This is a genomic window from Campylobacter concisus, assembly GCF_902460845.1.
GTDB classification, from domain to species: domain Bacteria; phylum Campylobacterota; class Campylobacteria; order Campylobacterales; family Campylobacteraceae; genus Campylobacter_A; species Campylobacter_A concisus_X.
The window spans coordinates 19,918-39,388 of record NZ_CABPVS010000003.1; the positions used below are offsets into that span (position 1 = coordinate 19,918).

The following is a 19,471-nucleotide window of genomic DNA, read 5'->3' on the forward strand; positions in this document are numbered from 1 at the left end:
CTTTAAAAATTTAAATCTTTAGGTGGTTTAGGCGAGAAGTCATCATAATCGCCAAAACTACTAATCTTTTTATCTATTACTTTATCAACCACAGCGCGTATCCACGCTGTTCCACGCCAAGAAAAAAAGCCGCCGACTGCAAGACTAAAGCGATCATTATTATTTGTAAAAAATGATGCTATTTCAAAAAATATCCAGCAAATAAAGCCTGAGCTAATAGTATCAACTATAAAATTTACTACTTTACGCTCTCTATTTATGGTTTGTTCTTTGTTGTTTATAGATCCTAGCGCTCCACCTAGAAGGCCGACAACTACAACCCAAAAATAAATACCTAATTTGCTGACAAGATCCTCCATTATCCGCTCTTTTTTTAAAATTTATATGTAAAAATATACATTATTAGGACGGATAATATTATTTCTACTACAACCATCTTATTTAGCCAAAATTTCTTAGTACTTTTTATGATCGCTTCCATTTGCACATCCTTTTAAAAGTTCTTCGCACGTGAGAAAGTAGCCCATTAGCTCTCTTGCGCTCTCTAAATTTTCAGGGCTAAATTTTGGCTTTGGTGGCATTTTCTCAATGCACGCCACTGGCACATATACATCTTGATATTGCGTTTTTACGATCACTTCAGGTTTTGCACCACAACCGGTTAAAACAAAAGCCAAGATTAGGCTACTTATTATTAGCTTCATTTAAAAGCCTTTCGTAAAAGCTTAATTTCTCTTCGCATGCGGCGTCCTTGATAGGCACTGCCACACGTTCAACTCTAGTTACAATACGCTCGTTTATTTTGTTTTCATCCTGCCTTTGCACACTTAGGGCTTTTATTGTCGCATTTGTTAGCCCTATCTTTGCGTTACATGTTTCCAAATTGGAAACAACTACTGCATTGCTTGCCTCTTTTAGCGCTATCTTGGTCGTTAGCTCGTCGATTTTATCTGCTGCTCTGCTATTTAGCCAAAAGAGCACGCCACACACAAAACTAAGCCCAAAAATGATAGTTATGTAAAGTTTATTGCTCATTTTTTTACCCTTTTAAATGGGTTGATTACCCATACACTCTTAAGGTACTCTTTATCATCTGGCTGCATAAATGTATCTTTGTTGTATTCGTTCATCTCTGCCACGTCGAGCAGCTTCCAACCTACATAGATACGGCAATAAAAGCCACTTAAAAAGCCTTTGTAGAGGATAGTTTTATATAAGCCAAAGTGTGAACGGCCATCTTTTAAAATACAAGTTACTTTGCAAAAGTCGCTTATCACTCCGCCGTTACTCGTTACCTTGATATTGCCTTGTGTTCTCACACTTGATGGGTCTATTTCGCTCACTTTTACGCCGTTTATTCTGCTTGAAAAGTAGCCAATACGATTTCTATATAGCCATAAAAGACGTGCAAGATATGTTTTATTTTTGCCATTTGGATAGTGTTCTTTACGCCATCCGCTATCTCCGTTTATCGCCGAGTTTTCGCCGTCATATAGATCACTAGCGTCCTCAAAAAATCTAGCCCACTTTGGCAAGTGTTCGCTTTGTTTGTTGCAAAAAAGCAGAGCGATCGGCACTACTATATAGCCAGCTATCTCAAGCGGTAGCTCAACGATTACTATGCAAAAGAGCTGTAAAAGCTCTCTAAATTTAAGCATTACTCATCCTTTTTATCTTTTGGCTTTTCTTGCTCTTTTGCTTTATAGTTAGGGCACTTAGGGCAGCCGTCCCAAGTGCATTTTTCGTCTTTATCGAGTTTTGATGCACAGACTTCGCATCTCTTTACCTTTAGTCTCATTTCTTATCCTTTTGTGTTGGTCTTGTTCGGACTATGTCCGAAAATTCATCGCCGCTCAAGTACCAAAATGGTTTCTTGCCATCTTCATACTGAAACCTGCTAAAGTCATCAGGGTGTGTCGCCAAATGACTAAACACTCTTAAAATGTTTGTCATATTTGAGCTGTCCCAGCCCTCGCATTTTCTAGCACGCAAAAAAATCACGATAGGGCATAACAAAACGCCCAAAACAAGCGATAAAACGCAGATTAAGAAATAGCTCATTTTCTTAGCTCCTCTCTTTGAGTGATTAGCTCTTTTAACTCCGCCCTTAAGCTCTCTAACACGGCAGTGTTACCGATGATTAGAGCGTGGCGGATATAGTTCTCGCACTCATTAATTTCGTTTTCAAGCTCTACTAGTTGCATAGCTTTTTCATCTACCTTTGGCTCTTTACTTAGCCCCTTTTCTTGTCCTAATTCGGTTATTATTAGGACATTGTTGTCATTGTCATAGTAGGTTTCGCCTCGCTCGTCTTTGATTTGCTCCCACTTTCCATTAATAAAAACATTTGCGTAACCAGCTTTTGGCTCAGTTGGTGCGATCTGTGTTGCGTTTGGAGGCATTAGATAGATTGTTTCGCCCTTGCTACTTGCTAGTGGGTCTATTTGAGCTTCTGACTTGTGTAAAAACTCACCATTTTTTGTGTCAAAAATATAAATTTTCATAAGTTGCTCCTAGTATTTGATTAACACGACTACCGCCATGTTATATGGGCGGTTTTCGTTAGCTGTTGGCACTATTCGGCTAGCATCAAAGTTAATATTAGTTCCTGACCCTCTTGTCATTTGTGCCCACCAACTAGAATTTACTTCACCACCAAAAGCCCCTTGAGCTTGTATGTTACCATCGGTGTTACTTCTAGTGACTATGCTACCAGTGATATTTCTTATTGCATCCCCTTGAGCTGTACCCAGAGCGGCTGCATTGCCACCAATGCCACGCATGAATTTTCCATCCGCGAAGTTTGGCAGTAAGAATTTATCGCCGCTTCGTCCGTACGTGTATCCGACTACGGAGAAGAGTGCAGCGTACGCTGTTTTGTCAAGAGCTGAGCCGTCGCAGCGTAAAAAGCCATCTGGAGTATTTGAGTTTGAGCTGTATAAAAGATAGCTTCCAACTGGTATAGCCTTTTGTAACTCCGTTTTTAATGCAAATTTATCGTCGCTCTCCGCTTTGGTGTATGCATCGATCTTGTCGGTTATTTTTTGAAAAATAGCTTCTAAAGAAGTTATTGATGGTACATCATTTTTATTAGCTTTATTGCTTAAATCATTTGTTACCTTAGTTGCAAAAGTATTGTAAGTCGTTGCATCAACCTTTTGTGATAAAGTGGTTGATACACTTGTAGCTAAGTTGTTTAAATTACCTTGAGTAGTATTAATCTTACCATCAAGAGTTGTTATAGACTGCTTTTGATTATTCATAATAGTCGTCAAACTATCCGTCTTACTCTCTATATCTGCTGTAAGAGCAGTCTTGGTATTATTTACTAAATCTTCTATCTTTTTACTAGAGTATGTCTGAGTTGTACTAACTTTAGTATCTGTTATTAGCCCAGTTGTGCTTATGTTTTCAAGTGATCTTTTTAGCTCAAGTAGTGTTGTTTTTAGGGCTTCTAATTCTGCAAATTTAGCTTGTGAGTTTACTATAGTATCAAGCGCCGCTTGCGTTCTTTGCTCCATTGGCTTAATAGCTTCTAAAACAGTTTTTGCCTCAGCCAAAAGCGCACTTGTGCTATTTATTTTTTCTACATTGTCAGAAATAAAAGCGAAATTGCTTAGTGCAGTATTATTCTTACTATCAAAATCTGCTTTTTTCTCGTCAAAATCTGCCTTATCACTTCTAAAGGCGCTCATATTGGTATCAAAATTTTGTTTTTTCTCGTCAAAATCTGATTTTTTCAGATTTAAATCAGAGCTTATTGCTTCAACTGCACTTTTAACATCTTGCAAAGTCGCTATTTGCTCTTTTGTTAAAGTATTCGCTTCTTTTATTTCACTTATATTTATTTGGCTTACTGCTGTTTCTAGCTCAGTTATTTGAGAGAGTAAGAATTTTAATGCTTCTAGCGTTCTATTACCAAGCTTCAATTCCTCTATTGTTACCATTTTTTAGCCTTTATAGTTTCTTTAGCTTTTTTTAGTTTTTCGCCTAGTTCTGTAAAAAAACGCAAAAGATCTATCTTGCTTAAATCTCTTGCGTTTTTTAAAACTTTAAATAAATCATATTCGGTCATAGTCACTCATTTCATTTGCGTTGTAGTCAGCTATCGCTTCAATTGCTAGCGTGCGATAATAAGTGTCTTTATTTATTAAAAAGGCTACGTAGTTAATCACTGCATAACTCAAAGGCTCGTCTATTTGCAAATGCTCTTTTGGATTACTAAAATTTGGTATATCTGGCACGCAAATAAAAGTATCTTCTTTTAAATTTCTATATGGTGTCTCTTCACTATCCACTCGCCTAATAAGGACGTTAGGTACGCACTTATCGCAGCAAAAAAGCATAGCTTCTAAAAATAGTGAGCTAAGCATATCATCAGCAGGGAGCTTAACCCCTGCTGTCGTTTTAAAGCTCAAATGTTTTTTGGCTTCAGTGCAAAGCATTGTTATGCCTTTAAGCCAACGCCTATTGCGAATGCGTCTGCATTTCTTACCTCGATACAACTTTCTGTGTAGTATCTCTTTTGGATAGCTGTTTTTGAAGTTGTGACGTCTTTTAACTCAGTTGGTACAAGTAGTCCATTTTTCATGTAGTCAAAGTCGCCAGCGATGATACAATCGCCCAAGCCGTATTTAGGGCTTAAGAAGCGGTGAAGTCTAAAATTTACCCTGCCAAAGTCAGTGTCAAGGCTAACAACGCTAGAGTTGATATTTTTCTCGTTGCCAAATTGACGAGTTGCTATTTTATTGATAGCTGGCTTTAGATCAGCACCGATAAAGACATCTTTTGGAGTTGTGCCTGCGTCCCAAATGTTTTGTAATAGTCCAGATAACACAGCCTCAGTTAGTTCTTTTGGTGTTCCTTTCCAATCGCCTGAGCTATCAAATGCTACAACATTGCCACGTCTGCCAGCAGCAAATGCAGCTGCACCTTTAGCCAAGAAATAAAACAAGCCTGCCATTTCGCCAGCCGTTGCGTCAGTTCTAACAGTCGGTGCTTTAAACACGCTCTTTTTAACATCAGCATCACGACCAAGACCAAAGATAGCATACTCCATATCTAGCTTATGCTCTTTTGCTCTTTTAGCTGTCTCGCGCTCTAGCTCTTTGCCACCATAAGTAGCCACTGCTTGCATACTTCTTGAAACGCTAACATTTGAAGTGAAAATTTGCACTGCATTTGAAGTTTTTTGCACGCTTGATTTTATCTGATCATCAAAGTCAGAAATCTCTAGTTGTGCGTTTTTCTTTGGCGCAGCCAAGCTGTCAGTTAGCCAAGAGTGCTCTATACCTTTTACACTTGAAGTGCCAATTAGTTTAAGTATAGGCGTCTCGTCAGCACCTATTAAGATTATGTTGTCATAGACTGAGGGCTTTAAGCCTTCACGTCTTGTTGCTGGGGCTTGAAACCCAGTAGTTGTTATTGCCATTTTTGCTCCTTTTATGCAATTTAAGAGCAATTTATCATTTGTGGCTGTGTCAAATCTACCCAATTTTGAGAAAATCAAAAAGAAAATTTAGTGTGTTTTAAAAAAGTGAGCCCTAAAAGATAGGGCTTTATTTAATTGTCTTGAGAGTTTTTAGTAGAAATGTATGTGCCCTTAGTAGCCTGAGCAAATTTATTTCTAGTTAGTCTATTTACTGCCTTAGCTTTTACGCCGTCGCTTATGTCTTTGTTTAATAACACTTTCTTAACTAAGTCTGCTTTATTGTTGCTTGCATCTATCGCATCAAGTAGTTTTAGCTTTGGATTTTCAAACTTCATAGGCTCTTTTAAGTTTCTATCAGAATAAAAGGTTATAATGTTGTCAAGGCTGCCACTTGGGCTTAACCCCTTTTTCGTGGCTGGGCGAAGGTCATTAGTAATTGAGGACACGTCTTGGCTTTTGCCAAGCGGCAACCCTCTCCCTTCGCCATTTTTATTACTAACTACTAGCTTAAACCTGACGCCTTTATCATCTTCCCACTCATAAATACGAGCATTTTTCTTATTTACAAATGGCTCTTTGTGTTCTTTAATAAAATTACGCACATTTTCACCCAAATTTAGCAATTCCTCTTTCGTAACAAAGCCGGCCTTATTTTCATCATCTAAGTGCCTGATGCTTATATGCTTCGCTCCTTTACCAATATTGCCTCGTTCGTATTTGATAGCATCATTTATGTTGTCTAAGTCTTGCTTTATTTGTATAGCGTTCTTACCATTATATGTGACATTATAGATGCCTCGTTTTTCTTGCTTAGCGAGTTTATCGGCTCCTGCATCATCTACTATCTTTTTTATCTCTTTGCTTGGCTTTTTAGATATGCTTAGTATCTTATTATAAAGCTCAGGGCTTACTCTTTTTACTCCCTCGGCTGTTATCTTTGATCCAAACAACGCATATATAAAACCTTTTGCAAACTCTTCAGGGCTTACATTGCCGTTTTCGTCTGTGCCGTTTGCTGTGCCGCCAAGTAAGCCACTTGCGATATGTGGGTTTGCGTTGATAGTTCTGCCACCTTTTGGGTTATATAAGCTTCCAAATTCTCGCTCAAAGTCTTCCATATCAGCATATTCACTGGCTTTTTTATACTCATAGCCTAGTGCATTACTGCTTTCAAGATCAGATTTTAGTTTATTAAAAGTAGCCTCATCCATCTTTCCAGCTCTTATCTTTGCAACGTCAGCTTTTGTAGTTAAAAAATCTGCCTTATAGTTTTTTTCATAACCTGCTGGAGTTAGCTTATACTCCCAGCCGCCAACTCCGTCGTTACTCTCAATATTTCTATCAGCTATTCTATTTCTGCCATATTTTGCATTTTTAGCCAATATATTTTCTCTATCGCTTAAAAACTTATCCACATCATATTCATTTAAAAGCTTTTTAAACTCTTCTTGTGCTTGTTTTGGTATAATAGACCCATTAGAGCTAGAGAACGTGCTTTTTGCACCAGCCGTCGGTCCGACCTGATTATTATCAGCACGTTGGAGTGTAGGATATGGCGACCCTACCTTTAGCTCTTTCTCGTTGGCTTTTCTTAGCCTACCCATTTCATTTTTATTTGTGCTTTTAGACAAGTGCCCAACATGACCGCTTTCCTTTACTATACCAAGTTTCCCTACGCTCCCATCTTCTAAAACTTTAACTATTAAAGCCATGTCTGGACGATTATTTTTAAAGAAGTGAGTTGGGTTATTTTTTATCTCTTTTAGCAGTCTATACACATCGCTTGGCTTTTTAAAAAATTCAGGGTGTTTATTTTGCAAGATAAATAAATTTGCACTAAGCTCGTTATTGTTTATTTCTGATAGTTCCCTCACCCAGTCATCCACGCTAACTTTTACATTTAAATTACTCTTTGGCGCTGGACTTTCTTTTGTGATAAAATTATCCCCTTTTATTTCTGCGTTTTTAGGGTTGCCTTCTGCGGCGTCCATTTTTATTAGCTCACTTTTTGCCTGCTCTTTTTTAGCCATAAAATCATCAATTAAACTCCTTATCTCTTTGCTTTGTGCCTGAGTAAGTAGATCAAATCTATCTTTTATTGGTATAGCTTCGTTTTTCATTATATCGGTTAAAGCGTCAGACGTAGTTTTTGCTTTTAAAAATGCCTCAGCATATAAATTCTTTTTACCCGCTTGTTTGCCTATTAGTGGGATATGTTTTGCCAAGCGTTCAAAACTTCTTGCTACAAATGCCATAGCTACTTTGCCGCTAAAGCTTGTGGCTATACTTCCACCTTGGCTCTTTGTCTTTAGCCCTGCATCTATTGCGTCAATTATGCCTTTTGTGTTTGGGCGAAATTTTGCATCATCAAATAGTGCTTTTTGTAAAGTTTTTGCTTCATCACTTACAAATTTAGCGTCGCTTAGTTTTTCTGCTACCGCAATAGGATTAAACCCTTTTCTATTCATACCAAGATCAGCTAATTCATCTTTGATAGTGTTTCTAATGTATGCTTTTTCTATCTCACTTATTTGTTCTTTACTAAGGCCTTTTGTCGCCTTAGCCCAAACATCGTTATTCTTATTTATTAACTCACCCATTTTGCTAAAGCTAAAATCATCATTTAAAAGATCGTTGTTTTTATTAAAAATTCTGGTATCTTTTAGTGCTTTCATTTGAGCATATTTATCATCTTGTTCTTTTAATAGTGCTCTTAATATTCCATCATCACCAAGAGAGCTAAACATACTATCATCTAACACCTCCTTTAAGGTTCTTGCTTGTTGCTCGCCTGTATAATCTGAGTTTCTTATTGCTTTATTGAGATAACGCCTAACATCAAACGCTTTATTAATATTAAACCCCTCTTGCGCCATTTGGTCTAAGGCTATACGCATTTTATCTCTATCCTCTACTTTTGCGTAATTAGCCACAATGCTGTTTATTGTATCGTCCAACCCCTTTTTATCTATTTGTAGTGGGCTATCTCCTGCAACTCGTTTAAAGGCATCCACTACCTGATTATAATCGCTCTTTGTAGCATTTACGTAACTACCTAAAATTTCACTTACTAGAGCCTTGTCTTGATCATCTAGCTTTCTAAAGCTTTCAGGGTTTATCCTAAAGTTTTTATCAATGCCAGCTGCTTCTAATCTCCTTTGTGCTTGGTCATCAATTATTTTTATAGCTTTATTTCGCACCAAGTCATCACTGCCTATTACATCTGCAATAGTTTTCATTTCGCTAGGATCAGCAAAGGCATTATTTAGTGCGATCTCTTGCTCTTTTGTGATTTGTGGGTCAAGTGTGCCTTTGGCTTTATTCTCTACGTATTCGCCAGCCTTTGTGACTTTATCTTTTACCCAAGGGCTACTTGTTCTGTTGGCATAATCATCTGCATAAGCCTTTGCTTTCAGCCCTAAAGTGTTTATATCATTTAACTCTATTTTATTGTTGGCTAAATAAGCCTCTTTTTCAGCCAGCTCTTCAGGCGACAAGACTGCATCTGCTGCTTTAATACTCCTTGTTATATCTCCCATTGCTGGTGCGTGATTTGAGCTTGTTACATCACCTAATAGCGGGGTATTATTTATTGCATTTGTAACTTTTTGTTTTATACTTACATCTTTTATTTCATTGCCAAGGCTATCTTTTAATGTTTTGCTCTTGTTAATTACATCGCCTGCTTTATTTATTAGTGCTTTGCCGCCTTTAGCTACTGCATAACCTACACCATCGCCTAATACACTAAGTCCTGCGTTTTCTAACATTAAATTTGCAAGTGTTCCGGTATCTACGTTTTGCCCAGTATCATTTGCGTTGCCCACATAATCCCCTGCTGCACCAAGCGCAGAGCCAGTCGCTCCACCTACCATTACCGGCAATAAACTACTTCCGCCAGTAACTGGCGCTAAAAGCGCTCCCCCTATGCCTGCAGCAATAGCCCCTTTGTTCGCCTTTGTGCTATGCCAAAGGTCTTTTAATATACCTTGGTCTAAATCTACAAGCTCTCCAGCTTTGTTTTTAAAAAGGACATTGCCGTCAGCATTTACAAGGCTACCTTTGCCTTGTCTTTTTAGCTCAGCTGATATTTGTTTTAATGCATCAACCCCTTTTTGATCTACCTTTGCTTTATCGCCAAAAAACTTTTGCGTTAGTGGCACTTGTGCGTCAAATTGCGCCCTGATACTATTTATTGCATCCACCATTTCTGCGTTATTGTCAGCGTTGGCTTCCCTTATTCGGTTGTCATAGCGATCGTCTGGGTCGCTAAAATAGTTTGTCATTGATCGTTTTAGCTCATTTGCTTGGGTATTTATCCCTAGCGCCTTTTTATCATTTACAAAGGTATCGTGGTTTTTTAGTTGATTAAATTGCATTTTTGTCCTTTTAATATTCGCTCACATTGTTGTAATCTTTAGTGCTTTTATTGGCACTTTTATTAAAAAACTTGTCTAATCTCTTATTTACTTCATTAGCCTCATCTATTTCTTTTTGGTATCGCTGTTTTGCATATTGGTTACTTACACTATCTCTTTTTAGCTCCAGCTCTTTTATGGCAGCAGGTATTGTTATCCCTTGTAGTTTTTGAGCTTGAGAAAACTTGTCGTTATCGGCAATGACACTATCAAGCTCTACTTTAAATTTCTTGTCAAAATCTTTTCTTTCAGCGTCAGCTCTGCCAACTCTCATGTTTTGAAAGCCTAAGTTGTTTAACGTTGCTAAGATAGCTTCGGCTGCTTTCTTATCTGCTCCTCCTCCCATTAGCGCATTTATATTGTCGCCAATTTTATCAAGCCAGCCGTCGTAATCATCTAGTTTTTTATCCTCTGGGATTTGACTTAGTTGTTCCTTTAACACTGCTATTGTTTTTATGGTGTTGCTTTGTGCGAGGTTCGCATCTAGTGCTTTTTTCTCAGCCAGTGCTTTATTTATTGCAGTGACGGCGGCTTTTGGGTTTGTTTTATATTGAGCCACCAGTGTTTTTACAAATTTATCTTTATTTATCGTTCCGTCAGGGTTTAGCGCCCCATATTGTCCTGCTAAAAAAGCATTGTCTGAATTTGCCTCTGCAAGTGCGATTACTTCATCTTCATTTGCTTGCATTTTTATTTTTAGGTCTATATCTTTTTGCTCCTGCGACGCCTGCCTTGCTGCTTGTCTATCTAGTAGCATTTGGTTTTTGTACCATTGATTAAAGGCTCTGCTTTCATTGGTTGCGTCTATTTGAGCGTTAATTTGTTTCTCTCTTATACCAAGCTCATCACGCTTTAACCCTTGAGTTATAGCGTTATTGTTTGCTGTTTCAGTTTCGGTTGTTGTGTGATGGCGAATATCTTCATTTAGTTTATTTATGTTGTGTTGCTCAGTTGCTAAATTTGATCTATTCTCCTCTGCTAATTTCTGCTTAGTGAAGTTGTTTCTTACGCTGTCTTGGTAAATATCCCATAATGCTCTGCCAGTAGCACCCACTGCGTCTATTGTGTTCGTGTTATAGTTAAAATCTACCTTGTTGGGGTTAAAATATGGCATTTTTGCTCCTTTTTGTGAGGCTTAAATTAATAAGCCTCATCCTCTTGTTGTTTATGAAAGTTTGATGCGTTCCAAGCATTGACTAAATTTTGGTTTGCCTGATTTTCTCTTTGCAATTGCCTTTGTGAAAGCATCTTGTTAAAGTCGTAAGCATCTTTATTTAGATTAAATGCTTTTTTCGCCATTTTGCTTTGATTATAAGCGCTCCATAACGCACCACCAGTTCCTAAAGCTGTTAGCCAGTTAGGTGTGCCACCTACACCGTTTTTATCTCCACCACTTGAACCGCCAAGCCAGCTAAAAATATTTCCAAGTACGCCATTTTCAGTTCCTACCATTTTATACTCCTTATAGCCCGGCTAATTTCAAAAGCTCTGCGCCATACTCTACGTCGCTCACGTTCTCGCCTTTTTTTGCTCTATCAAACGCCGATAGCTCACTGCTTGCATTTGAGCCACTTAAAATTTCGTCTGGCTTTTCTTTGCTTTTTGCCACATTGATCATTCCCATTGCGACTGCTTTCCAACCCACATAATTTTCGCCAAGTAGATCACTCATGCCGTGAGCTTTTGCAAACTCTGCTAGATCATCAGGGCGTATTGTTGGGTAGTCTTTTTTAAACTCTGCTAGGTTTTTGTCAAAGACTGCTTGTCGCCTTGCCTCCTCTGCTTGTGCTGCCTGAGCTTGTGAGATTTGATCCATTTGGTTTTTCAGCTCGCTTAAATTGCCTAGCCCTAAGCTTTCAAGTAGTGCTTGTTTTTCAGGGTCAAGCTGTGGCTGTGCTGGCTCTTGTGTTTGTTCTTTTGCAGCCATCGCCTCAGCCATTGCTTGTTTAATAGCCTCTATGCTAAGCTCCTCTTTTTTTGGCTCTTCTGTTGCTACTGGTTGCTCTGCTGGCTGTTCTTGTGGTTCTTGTGCCACTTCGTTTGTTTCAGGCTCTACCTGCTCGTCACCATTTACGATACTTACCAATTCGTTTAGTGCTTCTTGCTCTGTCATTTATTACTCCTCTTTGTAATTTTCAAAAAAACTTAAAAGGCTTTCGAGTGTTTTAATATTCTCAATCGCCCTTAACCTTATTTCATCGCTGTTCTTTTCATTTTGGCTAGCGGTCACACTTGCCGCATAAAGCCCTAATAGATATTCTGAAAAATCCCTAAATGCTTGGCATTGCGTCAGCTGGTAAAGCTCCTGCTTCTGCGATAGGCTCTGCCACGCTTGGTAAAATAGCCTGTGGCTTAAGTTGTTTAGCAAGCTCACTCTCCTTTCCGATAAAATTCTCTGGGTCTTTTATGCCATATAGTGGCAATAGCTCTAATAGGATTTTCTCGTTTGCTTCTTTCATTCTATTTGCACCATCGCCGTCCCCAAGTTGTAAGCACATACCGAATTGAGCTGATATAATCCCGCTAGCATCCATTAGACTTTTCTTTTGCACCTCTTTGTTTAATGCGCCTATCCCAGTGTTTAGGTTTATGTTAAAGCTCGGTGCTTCACCACGATTAAACCCTGCAAAAAATAATGGATCGCCATATTTCCAAACTAAAAATGCAAGGCGTTCAAATATAGGCTCAAAAAAGGTCTCATTGTAGGTTCTTATATACCCTTGAAGCCTTACGCTACCCTCATTTGCCATAATTGACGCCATTGTTGCTGTTTCTTGCCTAGTTGTTGGTGCTCCGTTTTGCTGTGGGCTTACTCCGCTTACTTCGCTCATCTCCTGCTCGATCACTTGAAGTGTAGCCATTGAAGCGTTGATGTCGCCAGGCGGTATTATCTTGATGTCTGCTGGGCTATCAGTAAAAATCGCACCACTTGGGCGCTCTAAATCAGCCCTTGATATACTTGCACTTCGGTTAAAAATGATCTTTGGCGTTGCTTGGTTTCTTGTTACGTCCGTAATTGAGTTTCTGATCGCATTTAGCTCATCTTGTAAAGGCAAAAGCGAAGCAAGAGCAGGCTCGCCATAAGCGCAAACAAACATTTTATCGGTATTGCGTTTTGTTTGTGGCAGCATATAGCCAAAAATAAATGGCTGTCCGTCTTTTAGTTCTACTTTATCTCTTAGTAGTTCGCTATTGTAAAGCGTGCTAACGCTCCATTTCTCATCGTTTAGTTCGTATATCTCATTTAGGCAAATTCTCTTATAAGGTCTATTCTCGCTTAGATCAATTTGCTTAAATGTTTTATTTTTGATTAGCTTTTTGATGTCGTTTGTTGTAAGGTAAATTCTGTGCACGATATAGCGGATGTCGTCTGTATTTTTTGCATCAGGATCAAAATAGATGTCGTTTATGTCTACTTCCTCTATCTTTGCTTCATCTTTCCCCCAAAACACTTTTACTACCGAGCTAGGGCTAAAAGCAGCTTTTAAGAAGATAGGTGAAAAAATCTTATACAAATTTATCTTGTCGCAATAGAAATTTAGCGCCTCTTGCCACTTGTTGATCACGTCATGTGTTGAGTTTACATAAGGCTCTAGCTTGGCAAATGTGTCATTGTTGAAATATGTTTCGGTTAGGCCGTCATATATCCTTTTTGCTTTTGAATTTAGCTTTGGTGTGTAGTTTTTGCTCTTGCTTCTCTCTTTTAGGCTGTTATACTGCTTGCTTTCTAACACAAGCAAATAAGCGTCATTTAGCTTGTCAAAAAATGGTTTATACTCCGCATATCCGTTGTATGCTGTCTGCACTAACTCCTCGAGGTAGCTTATTCTTTCATCGTTTGTCATTTTCGTGTCCTAATCTGTAAATTGTGCTTATGCTGATATTTGTTAGCTCGCTCACTCTTTTTTTACTCACCCCTTTTTCTTTCAGGGCTTTAGCAAGACAGATTTTGGCTTGTTTTGTAGGGATAAACTTTGCCCCCTTAAGCCACTCGCAAATCATCACACAAAAGCAAAGACGCAAAGCCTCATCATCAAGTGTTGCCACCTTTCTAATTAGTTCTACGTCGATACTTTCTGAAATATACTCGATTTGTTTTCTCAAATCTACCCAATTTTGACACTCTTTCACCAAATGCCTCCGTCATCGTAGTTGATTGTGTTAATCTTTGCTGGTAGTGGATCAAAAAACGTCAAAGCTAAAGCATCCGCCAAGTCAGGGCTAAAGCCAAACTCTTTTTTGATATTCTCTTTTGGCAAGAGTAAATATCGCTCTTTCTTGTCGTAATAAAAACTAATAGTGCTAAGTTGTTTTTTGAGTTTGTCATTTGGCACGATGCTAAGCAGTCTAAATTTCTCTTTGAGTGTAAAATAAGCCTCCGCTCTTTTGTTTGCGTAAAGTTTTTCATTTGTTGCTTTGTATGAAAATTTAGCCTCTCTAACTATCCCACGCAAGCCAAAATCAACCAAAGTATCAAATACTCCAGCCCCAACTCCAACGCTATCAATAAAAATAGCGCTTGGCTTCTCTTCACTTCTCTCATATATACCAAAAATTTCTCTTGCTAAAGCTGTAACACTATCAAGCCTAAAAGTGAAAAAGTTTGTAACGCCATATCCTTGCCTAATACAAAGCACGCTTTCATCATCGCCCTCGCGTGCCACATCTAAGCCCCAGACAATGCTGGTTTTTTCGTTTGGCATCTGAGTGCTAAAGGCATTTTCAATTAGAGCAAGATTAAAAAGCACGTTTGAGGTTGTGTCTAAAAACTCGCCGTATATCTCTTGGCGTACTACGTCGCTATCTATACCGCCAAGTTCTGCCACCATTTCGTCTATTTGTTCTTTTTTTAGCAGTGGGTTGTTAAAACTTGATATTTGAAAATTTACCCAGTCTTTCTCGCCGCTCATTCCACGTTTGGCAAGGTCATAAAAGCGGTTTTTGCCTTTTGGCACGCCACCTATAAACGCTCTTGATTTTGGGTTATCTAGTAGCATTGCTCTTATGGCGTTGTCCCAAAGATAGGCATCTTTTAAAATAATGCCGGCTTCGTTTAGGATCACTATATCGTAGCCAAAGCCCTCAATATTTTCTGGACGTTCTGCGCTTCTCATATCAAGGTAGCCCTCGCCGATGCTTAGCTTTTTATCTTGTGCGTGAAATTTATAAAGCTCTTTTGGTAGAGCCTTTAGCTCAGGCAAAAAATAACGCTCGTAATATCTTTGTAGGTTTGATGTGATAGTATCTACCCAAAGCACTTTTTTACCCTCGAGCAGCCACTCGATAGTAGCGTTTGCTATGCCTTTGGTAAATCCCACACGGCGTCCTTTCTCTATCGTTGTAAAGCGTGCGGTATTCTCAAAAAAAACTTCCTTTTGCCACGGCGTATAGGTTAGGCTCAGAGTTGCTTCACTCATCACCTTTTAGCTCCTTTCGCTCGATTATGATCTTTTGTTCGCTTTGCACGTTTGCATTATTGATCTGTGTTGCAGCAACTCTTTGATTAACCCCAAGCGTTAAACTAGCCTTATCAATCATATCTTGCAGTGTTTTATAGTCGTTTGCATTAAGCTCTACTGGTTCGAAATTTTGTACTCCATCGCCCACACCAACTTTTTCAAATTTAGTATTTTTATCTAACATGTCCATCACTCGATTAAGATTTTTTTGAGTAGCATTAAATATTAATCCGCGATTATATGCTTCATCTTTAGCAGTGCTCAAAATACTGCTCATTTCTATTTCTGATTTTTGAGTTTGTGCCGATAACAGCGTTATTTGAGCTTCAACTAAATGCTCATTTTTTGGCGTTAATCCTTTGAGTAAATTGGCCACAGTGCCATTTGATACGCTATGTTTTTTTGCTAGCTCCCTTTGTGAAAATTTGCCCGTATGAAAGTCAGCTAAAATTTTCTCTTTTATCGCCTCTGTTATCTTCGCCATTAATAAATCCTAAACTCGCCCTCTATTACTCCAAGGGCTATTTTTCTCTCTAGTAGTTTTCGCTTTATCTTGAAAACGTCCGTTTGCATTCCTTTTACGTCCTCTATTATCCGCTTGCCATTTTTTAGGCGGTATGTAAAATCTGCTATGTATCTGATCTCGCGTACGGTTCTAAAGCCTTGCTTGGTTGTTTTATCTGCTATTGTGTAGCTTGGCGTTAGCACAAACGGCACTTGGCGGTTTAGCTCACTTATTTCGCCTGCTCTTTGCATAATTTCTAGCTCTTGGTTACGTCGCCACTCTTTGGCACTATCAAAGCCTTTGGTCTTGCGGTTGTGGTATTTGTTTCTAACATTCACCGAAACATTGCCAATTCTCATCAGCTACCTCCTCGTATTTTTCTATGCTTTCATGCTTGTGTGCGTGACACCATTGATGGCACTCTCTACAAACGGCTATTTGCTTACTATCGTCCTTGTCTGCTCCAAAACTGCCATATCTTACGTGGTGGCATTCTATGCTTTGTTGTTTCTCACATATTTGGCAAAGTGGGTATGCTTCAAGTAGTCTTAGCTGATAGGTTCTATTTTTGCTTTTAGTTAGCCTCAAAATAGCCCCTTTGTATCATCGCTCTTGTGCTTCTCGTTCCACTTTCTCATTATCTCAAGCACTCCGCTTGCATCCTTACGGCTTATCTCAAAGCTATCAAGTATCTTTTTGTTTTCGTCCGCTACCTTTGCGATTATGCTAGCTCCGCTTTCGGCTATTGTGATATATACGGCTTTCATCTGCTCTCCAAATAACGCTCAAATATCTTTTTGCCTATCTCATAATCAACTTCATTTCTTATAGCCTGGCGTTTATTTGTTATATTAAACTCGCTCAAGTCAAGGTCTTTAAAGTCGCCTATTTTAACTTTCTCTATGATCCTGAATTTATCATTACTTAAAAAAAATAGATCAAGATTAGCCCAAAAATAATGCCTACCTATCTCAGCGGTCGGCTTTATGAGCGGCTCGTAATATGGCACTACATTTTCAACTACAAAAGCTTTTTTACAAAACGTCTTAAGATACGATATAAGTTCATAAAGCCTAAAATCAGGCAAAACTCTCGTTGCCTCATTGCGTGAGTTATTACAAAAATTTAATCTGCTGTGACTTTGACACGGAGGGCTAGCCCATATAAAATCAAAATCTAAATAATTTTTAGCAGCGTAGCCCCAAGCGTCGCCTACTATTACGTTGTCATTTGGATAGCGTTTTGCATAAGCCTTTGCTATTTCAGGGTCAAACTCAACGGCTGTTACTTCTATGCTTATGCCTTTTTCTCTTGCTACTTCGTCCCAATACTTGCGGTTACCACCAAGCCCTGCAAAAAGATTTAAAACTTTGATCACGCCCCAATCCTTTTTATCACGCCCGTCAATATCGCCTTAATAGGTGATTTTTGCTCAGTTAGGGCTTTAAATTTAGCCGCGCCCATAAACTTGCCGTCGTTAGCTCCACCGATAAAATATACTGGCTCGTTTCCGCCTACACCGTTAAAGCCGTTATTCGCCTCGCTCTCGCCGATTAGATAATCAGGACAAATTTGCGGGGTTTTCGCGTAAATCTTGTAAAGCTTGGCGAAGTCCCACTTTTTAAAATTCTCCCAGTCTTGTCCTCCTAGGTTGCAAACCTTTACCCAGCCGCCCCTAGCGCGCACTACTGACATTATCGCGCCGTCTTTAAAGCACACGCTACGATAAGGTCCGTATCGTCCTATCGCGTAAACCAGCTCGTCTAACGCTTTTTGCGCTTTGTCGCCCTCGTCTCCGTTAAGTGCTTCTAAGATTTCCGCCGATGTAGGCATCGTAGGATATTTTCGCGTTTGTCTGACTAGTTTTAGCGCCGCGGCTAATTCGCTCGCCTCGTAGTCCATTAAGTCCTCGAAATAAAGTGCGATAACCGCTGGGCTAAGATCAGCCTTGTAGTATTCGACTATCGGCATAAATACGTCATAAAACTCATTTGTCGTCATAATTTCCTCCTACTCTGTGACCTTGACCGCTAGCTATTAGCTGGGCTTCAAATTCTCTAAAAGCTCGCATTGTGTTGAGCGTGCCTTGATTTAGTCCGTGTGGATTTGTTGCGGCATTGTTCGGCACGTTTCGCCCGCTACCCCCTTGCGTCTTGGGCTTAAATACCCCTTGCCACTCGTTACGCATTGCTTCTCTTAGGCACTCGTTTACGTCTATGCCCTCACTCGCCCACTTAGCCCACTCGCTAAATTTCATCTCGATACCCTCAGTGCTTAGTTTTTCTCGTCGCTCTTTCTTGTAGGCTAGATATTTTTGCCATAGGTTTGGATCGATGAAGTCAGGCAGTGAAACACCCTTAGGGGGTAGGGGGTTAATTGACGGTTCTTTGATGGTTCTACTGACGGTTCTATTGGTGGTTATATTAATAGGGGTGACACCCTTGTCACTACACGGTGTCACGCTTGTCACCCTAGGGGTGTCATCTATGTCACTAGGTAGTGTCACGCTTGTCACCCTCTCTTTTTCGTTTGTCACCCTAGGGTGCGTCTGTGTCACCCTATCGTTTTCACTTAAAATTTTGTATAGATTTGCACTGCTTGTTCCGTCTTTTAATTCTCTTTTTTCTTTTTTTAAAAATCCAAGCTCAGCCAACTTTTCAACTGCTCTTATTGCTGTTCTTTTTGATTTTGATATTTTTTTAGCTAAAACTTCATAGCTAGGGTAGCAATAGCCCTCATCATCTGAAAAGTCAGCCAAAGCCATAAGTGTCAGTTTTGCAGTGCTATCATCGATCTCCATATTCCAAACTTGGCTCATTATCCTTATGCTCATCTAAACCCCCTTTTAAATTTCTATACCGCTTTGAGCTCCTAGACTGCTTATATATTCGGTTCTAGGTTCGTATTTGCTCTTTTTTAGTATTGCATTGATTTTTACTTTGCTTACTCTAGGCGCGTGTCTAGCACTAAATTTAGCCTTAACCGTTTGTAAGTCTAAACGATAACCGCAGGCACACTCCATTCTCACTGGATAATCCATTTTTAAAAACATTGATTCTTCTTTACATTTAGGACAAGCTCTTGGGCTACCTAGTTCAGGGTAAATAGCTAGTTGGTCTTTTAAATTTAGAAATATCTCGTTAAAAAACTCGGTTTTTCGCTTTTCTATCTTGTACCAAAACATATCGCGCCTTTGTCCTACTGGGACGTTCAAGCTTTCATATAAGCTCCAGCCACCTTTGCGACGTTGATTGCAAAAGTGGCGACACACATCTTTAAAGTGTTTCTTTTCGTATTGGTTTTCGTAAAGTCCGCCATGTTTGGCATAAATGCGAAAATTAGGCGTATCTTTGCCTTGCTTGCCTACAAAATTTTCTACGCAGTTCTTGTGGCGTGACACAAAACGCACATTTGAGGGCTCATAATCTCCGTCTGGGTCTATGCGATCTATCGTGAGCCCCTCGCGCCCTTTGTTTTCTTTAAGTGCAAAAAGATAAAAGCTAGTTGGGTTATTCATCCACTCCTCGCAGATTTTTATACCTCTAGCACCATAAAATTTGTAGTCTTTGTTTTTAGGATCGTTGCAACGCCTCTTCATATCTGATAGTCGGCTGCGTTCTCTTAAAATTTGCTCTTTGCTAAAGTCACTTAAATCCAT

The 19,471-nt window shown here is 39.2% G+C and carries 26 protein-coding genes; all 26 read right to left on the bottom strand.

All coding sequences use genetic code 11. The features are described 5' to 3' along the window. Positions 1-2 precede the first annotated feature (2 nt). Positions 3-359, bottom strand: coding sequence for a phage holin family protein (locus F3H00_RS03160; protein WP_021091152.1), 357 nt, complete (start codon positions 357-359; stop codon positions 3-5). Between the two features lie 96 nt (positions 360-455). Next, positions 456-704 carry a hypothetical protein gene (locus F3H00_RS03165; protein ID WP_148800581.1) on the bottom strand — a complete coding sequence of 83 codons (249 nt, stop codon included), beginning with the start codon at positions 702-704 and terminating at the stop codon, positions 456-458. Next, complete coding sequence (locus tag F3H00_RS03170; protein WP_148800579.1) at positions 685-1,035, bottom strand: hypothetical protein; 351 nt, start codon at positions 1,033-1,035, stop codon at positions 685-687. Before F3H00_RS03170 ends, F3H00_RS03165 begins: the two co-directional genes overlap by 20 nt. After that, the gene (locus F3H00_RS03175; RefSeq protein WP_148800577.1) at positions 1,032-1,658 is read right to left on the bottom strand and encodes a DUF7338 family protein; all 627 of its coding nucleotides are present in this window, start codon (positions 1,656-1,658) and stop codon (positions 1,032-1,034) included. The genes F3H00_RS03170 and F3H00_RS03175 overlap by 4 nt, the downstream gene beginning before the upstream one ends. Further along, on the bottom strand, positions 1,658-1,798 hold the full coding sequence (locus F3H00_RS10295) for a hypothetical protein (RefSeq protein WP_187424124.1): 141 nt from the start codon (positions 1,796-1,798) through the stop codon (positions 1,658-1,660). The genes F3H00_RS03175 and F3H00_RS10295 overlap by 1 nt, the downstream gene beginning before the upstream one ends. Beyond that, complete coding sequence (locus F3H00_RS03180) at positions 1,795-2,061, bottom strand: hypothetical protein (RefSeq protein ID WP_148800575.1); 267 nt, start codon at positions 2,059-2,061, stop codon at positions 1,795-1,797. Before F3H00_RS03180 ends, F3H00_RS10295 begins: the two co-directional genes overlap by 4 nt. Then, positions 2,058-2,504 (bottom strand): hypothetical protein, encoded by a 447-nt coding sequence (locus F3H00_RS03185; protein ID WP_148800573.1) that lies wholly within the window; start codon positions 2,502-2,504, stop codon positions 2,058-2,060. The genes F3H00_RS03180 and F3H00_RS03185 overlap by 4 nt, the downstream gene beginning before the upstream one ends. 9 nt (positions 2,505-2,513) lie before the next feature. Further along, entirely contained in the window at positions 2,514-3,947 is a 1,434-nt protein-coding gene (locus tag F3H00_RS03190; RefSeq protein WP_148800571.1) for a tail fiber protein, read from the bottom strand. Then, the gene (locus F3H00_RS10690) at positions 3,941-4,075 is read right to left on the bottom strand and encodes a hypothetical protein (protein ID WP_262367398.1); all 135 of its coding nucleotides are present in this window, start codon (positions 4,073-4,075) and stop codon (positions 3,941-3,943) included. The genes F3H00_RS03190 and F3H00_RS10690 overlap by 7 nt, the downstream gene beginning before the upstream one ends. After that, positions 4,062-4,445: a hypothetical protein gene (locus tag F3H00_RS03195; protein ID WP_148800569.1), complete on the bottom strand. Its 384-nt coding sequence runs from the start codon at positions 4,443-4,445 to the stop codon at positions 4,062-4,064. Before F3H00_RS03195 ends, F3H00_RS10690 begins: the two co-directional genes overlap by 14 nt. 2 nt (positions 4,446-4,447) lie before the next feature. Then, positions 4,448-5,431 (bottom strand): SU10 major capsid protein, encoded by a 984-nt coding sequence (locus tag F3H00_RS03200; protein WP_148800567.1) that lies wholly within the window; start codon positions 5,429-5,431, stop codon positions 4,448-4,450. Positions 5,432-5,562: 131 nt separating this feature from the next. Beyond that, positions 5,563-9,810 carry a hypothetical protein gene (locus F3H00_RS10300; protein WP_188115293.1) on the bottom strand — a complete coding sequence of 1,416 codons (4,248 nt, stop codon included), beginning with the start codon at positions 9,808-9,810 and terminating at the stop codon, positions 5,563-5,565. A gap of 10 nt (positions 9,811-9,820) precedes the next feature. Continuing rightward, complete coding sequence (locus F3H00_RS03210) at positions 9,821-10,963, bottom strand: hypothetical protein (RefSeq protein ID WP_149703701.1); 1,143 nt, start codon at positions 10,961-10,963, stop codon at positions 9,821-9,823. 26 nt (positions 10,964-10,989) lie between these two features. After that, positions 10,990-11,301 carry a hypothetical protein gene (locus F3H00_RS03215; protein WP_148800562.1) on the bottom strand — a complete coding sequence of 104 codons (312 nt, stop codon included), beginning with the start codon at positions 11,299-11,301 and terminating at the stop codon, positions 10,990-10,992. Between the two features lie 10 nt (positions 11,302-11,311). Next, positions 11,312-11,962 carry an HIT family hydrolase gene (locus F3H00_RS03220; protein WP_148800560.1) on the bottom strand — a complete coding sequence of 217 codons (651 nt, stop codon included), beginning with the start codon at positions 11,960-11,962 and terminating at the stop codon, positions 11,312-11,314. 157 nt (positions 11,963-12,119) lie between these two features. Continuing rightward, positions 12,120-13,694 (bottom strand): portal protein, encoded by a 1,575-nt coding sequence (locus tag F3H00_RS03225; RefSeq protein ID WP_187424122.1) that lies wholly within the window; start codon positions 13,692-13,694, stop codon positions 12,120-12,122. Continuing rightward, positions 13,681-13,953 carry a helix-turn-helix domain-containing protein gene (locus F3H00_RS03230; RefSeq protein WP_148800558.1) on the bottom strand — a complete coding sequence of 91 codons (273 nt, stop codon included), beginning with the start codon at positions 13,951-13,953 and terminating at the stop codon, positions 13,681-13,683. The genes F3H00_RS03225 and F3H00_RS03230 overlap by 14 nt, the downstream gene beginning before the upstream one ends. A 23-nt stretch (positions 13,954-13,976) precedes the next feature. Next, on the bottom strand, positions 13,977-15,266 hold the full coding sequence (locus tag F3H00_RS03235) for a phosphatase (RefSeq protein ID WP_148800556.1): 1,290 nt from the start codon (positions 15,264-15,266) through the stop codon (positions 13,977-13,979). Further along, entirely contained in the window at positions 15,259-15,792 is a 534-nt protein-coding gene (locus F3H00_RS03240; RefSeq protein WP_148800554.1) for a hypothetical protein, read from the bottom strand. Before F3H00_RS03240 ends, F3H00_RS03235 begins: the two co-directional genes overlap by 8 nt. Continuing rightward, positions 15,792-16,172, bottom strand: coding sequence for a DUF1064 domain-containing protein (locus F3H00_RS03245; protein WP_148800552.1), 381 nt, complete (start codon positions 16,170-16,172; stop codon positions 15,792-15,794). The genes F3H00_RS03240 and F3H00_RS03245 overlap by 1 nt, the downstream gene beginning before the upstream one ends. Next, a complete protein-coding gene (locus F3H00_RS03250) occupies positions 16,141-16,401 on the bottom strand; it encodes a hypothetical protein (RefSeq protein ID WP_148800551.1) in 261 nt (86 codons plus the stop codon). The genes F3H00_RS03245 and F3H00_RS03250 overlap by 32 nt, the downstream gene beginning before the upstream one ends. Then, on the bottom strand, positions 16,398-16,580 hold the full coding sequence (locus tag F3H00_RS03255) for a hypothetical protein (protein ID WP_148800549.1): 183 nt from the start codon (positions 16,578-16,580) through the stop codon (positions 16,398-16,400). Before F3H00_RS03255 ends, F3H00_RS03250 begins: the two co-directional genes overlap by 4 nt. Further along, positions 16,577-17,191 (bottom strand): DNA cytosine methyltransferase, encoded by a 615-nt coding sequence (locus F3H00_RS03260; RefSeq protein ID WP_222862605.1) that lies wholly within the window; start codon positions 17,189-17,191, stop codon positions 16,577-16,579. The genes F3H00_RS03255 and F3H00_RS03260 overlap by 4 nt, the downstream gene beginning before the upstream one ends. After that, complete coding sequence (locus tag F3H00_RS03265; RefSeq protein ID WP_148800547.1) at positions 17,188-17,814, bottom strand: DUF6475 domain-containing protein; 627 nt, start codon at positions 17,812-17,814, stop codon at positions 17,188-17,190. The genes F3H00_RS03260 and F3H00_RS03265 overlap by 4 nt, the downstream gene beginning before the upstream one ends. Beyond that, positions 17,801-18,646 carry a helix-turn-helix domain-containing protein gene (locus tag F3H00_RS03270; RefSeq protein WP_149703702.1) on the bottom strand — a complete coding sequence of 282 codons (846 nt, stop codon included), beginning with the start codon at positions 18,644-18,646 and terminating at the stop codon, positions 17,801-17,803. Before F3H00_RS03270 ends, F3H00_RS03265 begins: the two co-directional genes overlap by 14 nt. Before the next feature lie 12 nt (positions 18,647-18,658). Beyond that, complete coding sequence (locus tag F3H00_RS03275; protein ID WP_149703703.1) at positions 18,659-19,471, bottom strand: hypothetical protein; 813 nt, start codon at positions 19,469-19,471, stop codon at positions 18,659-18,661.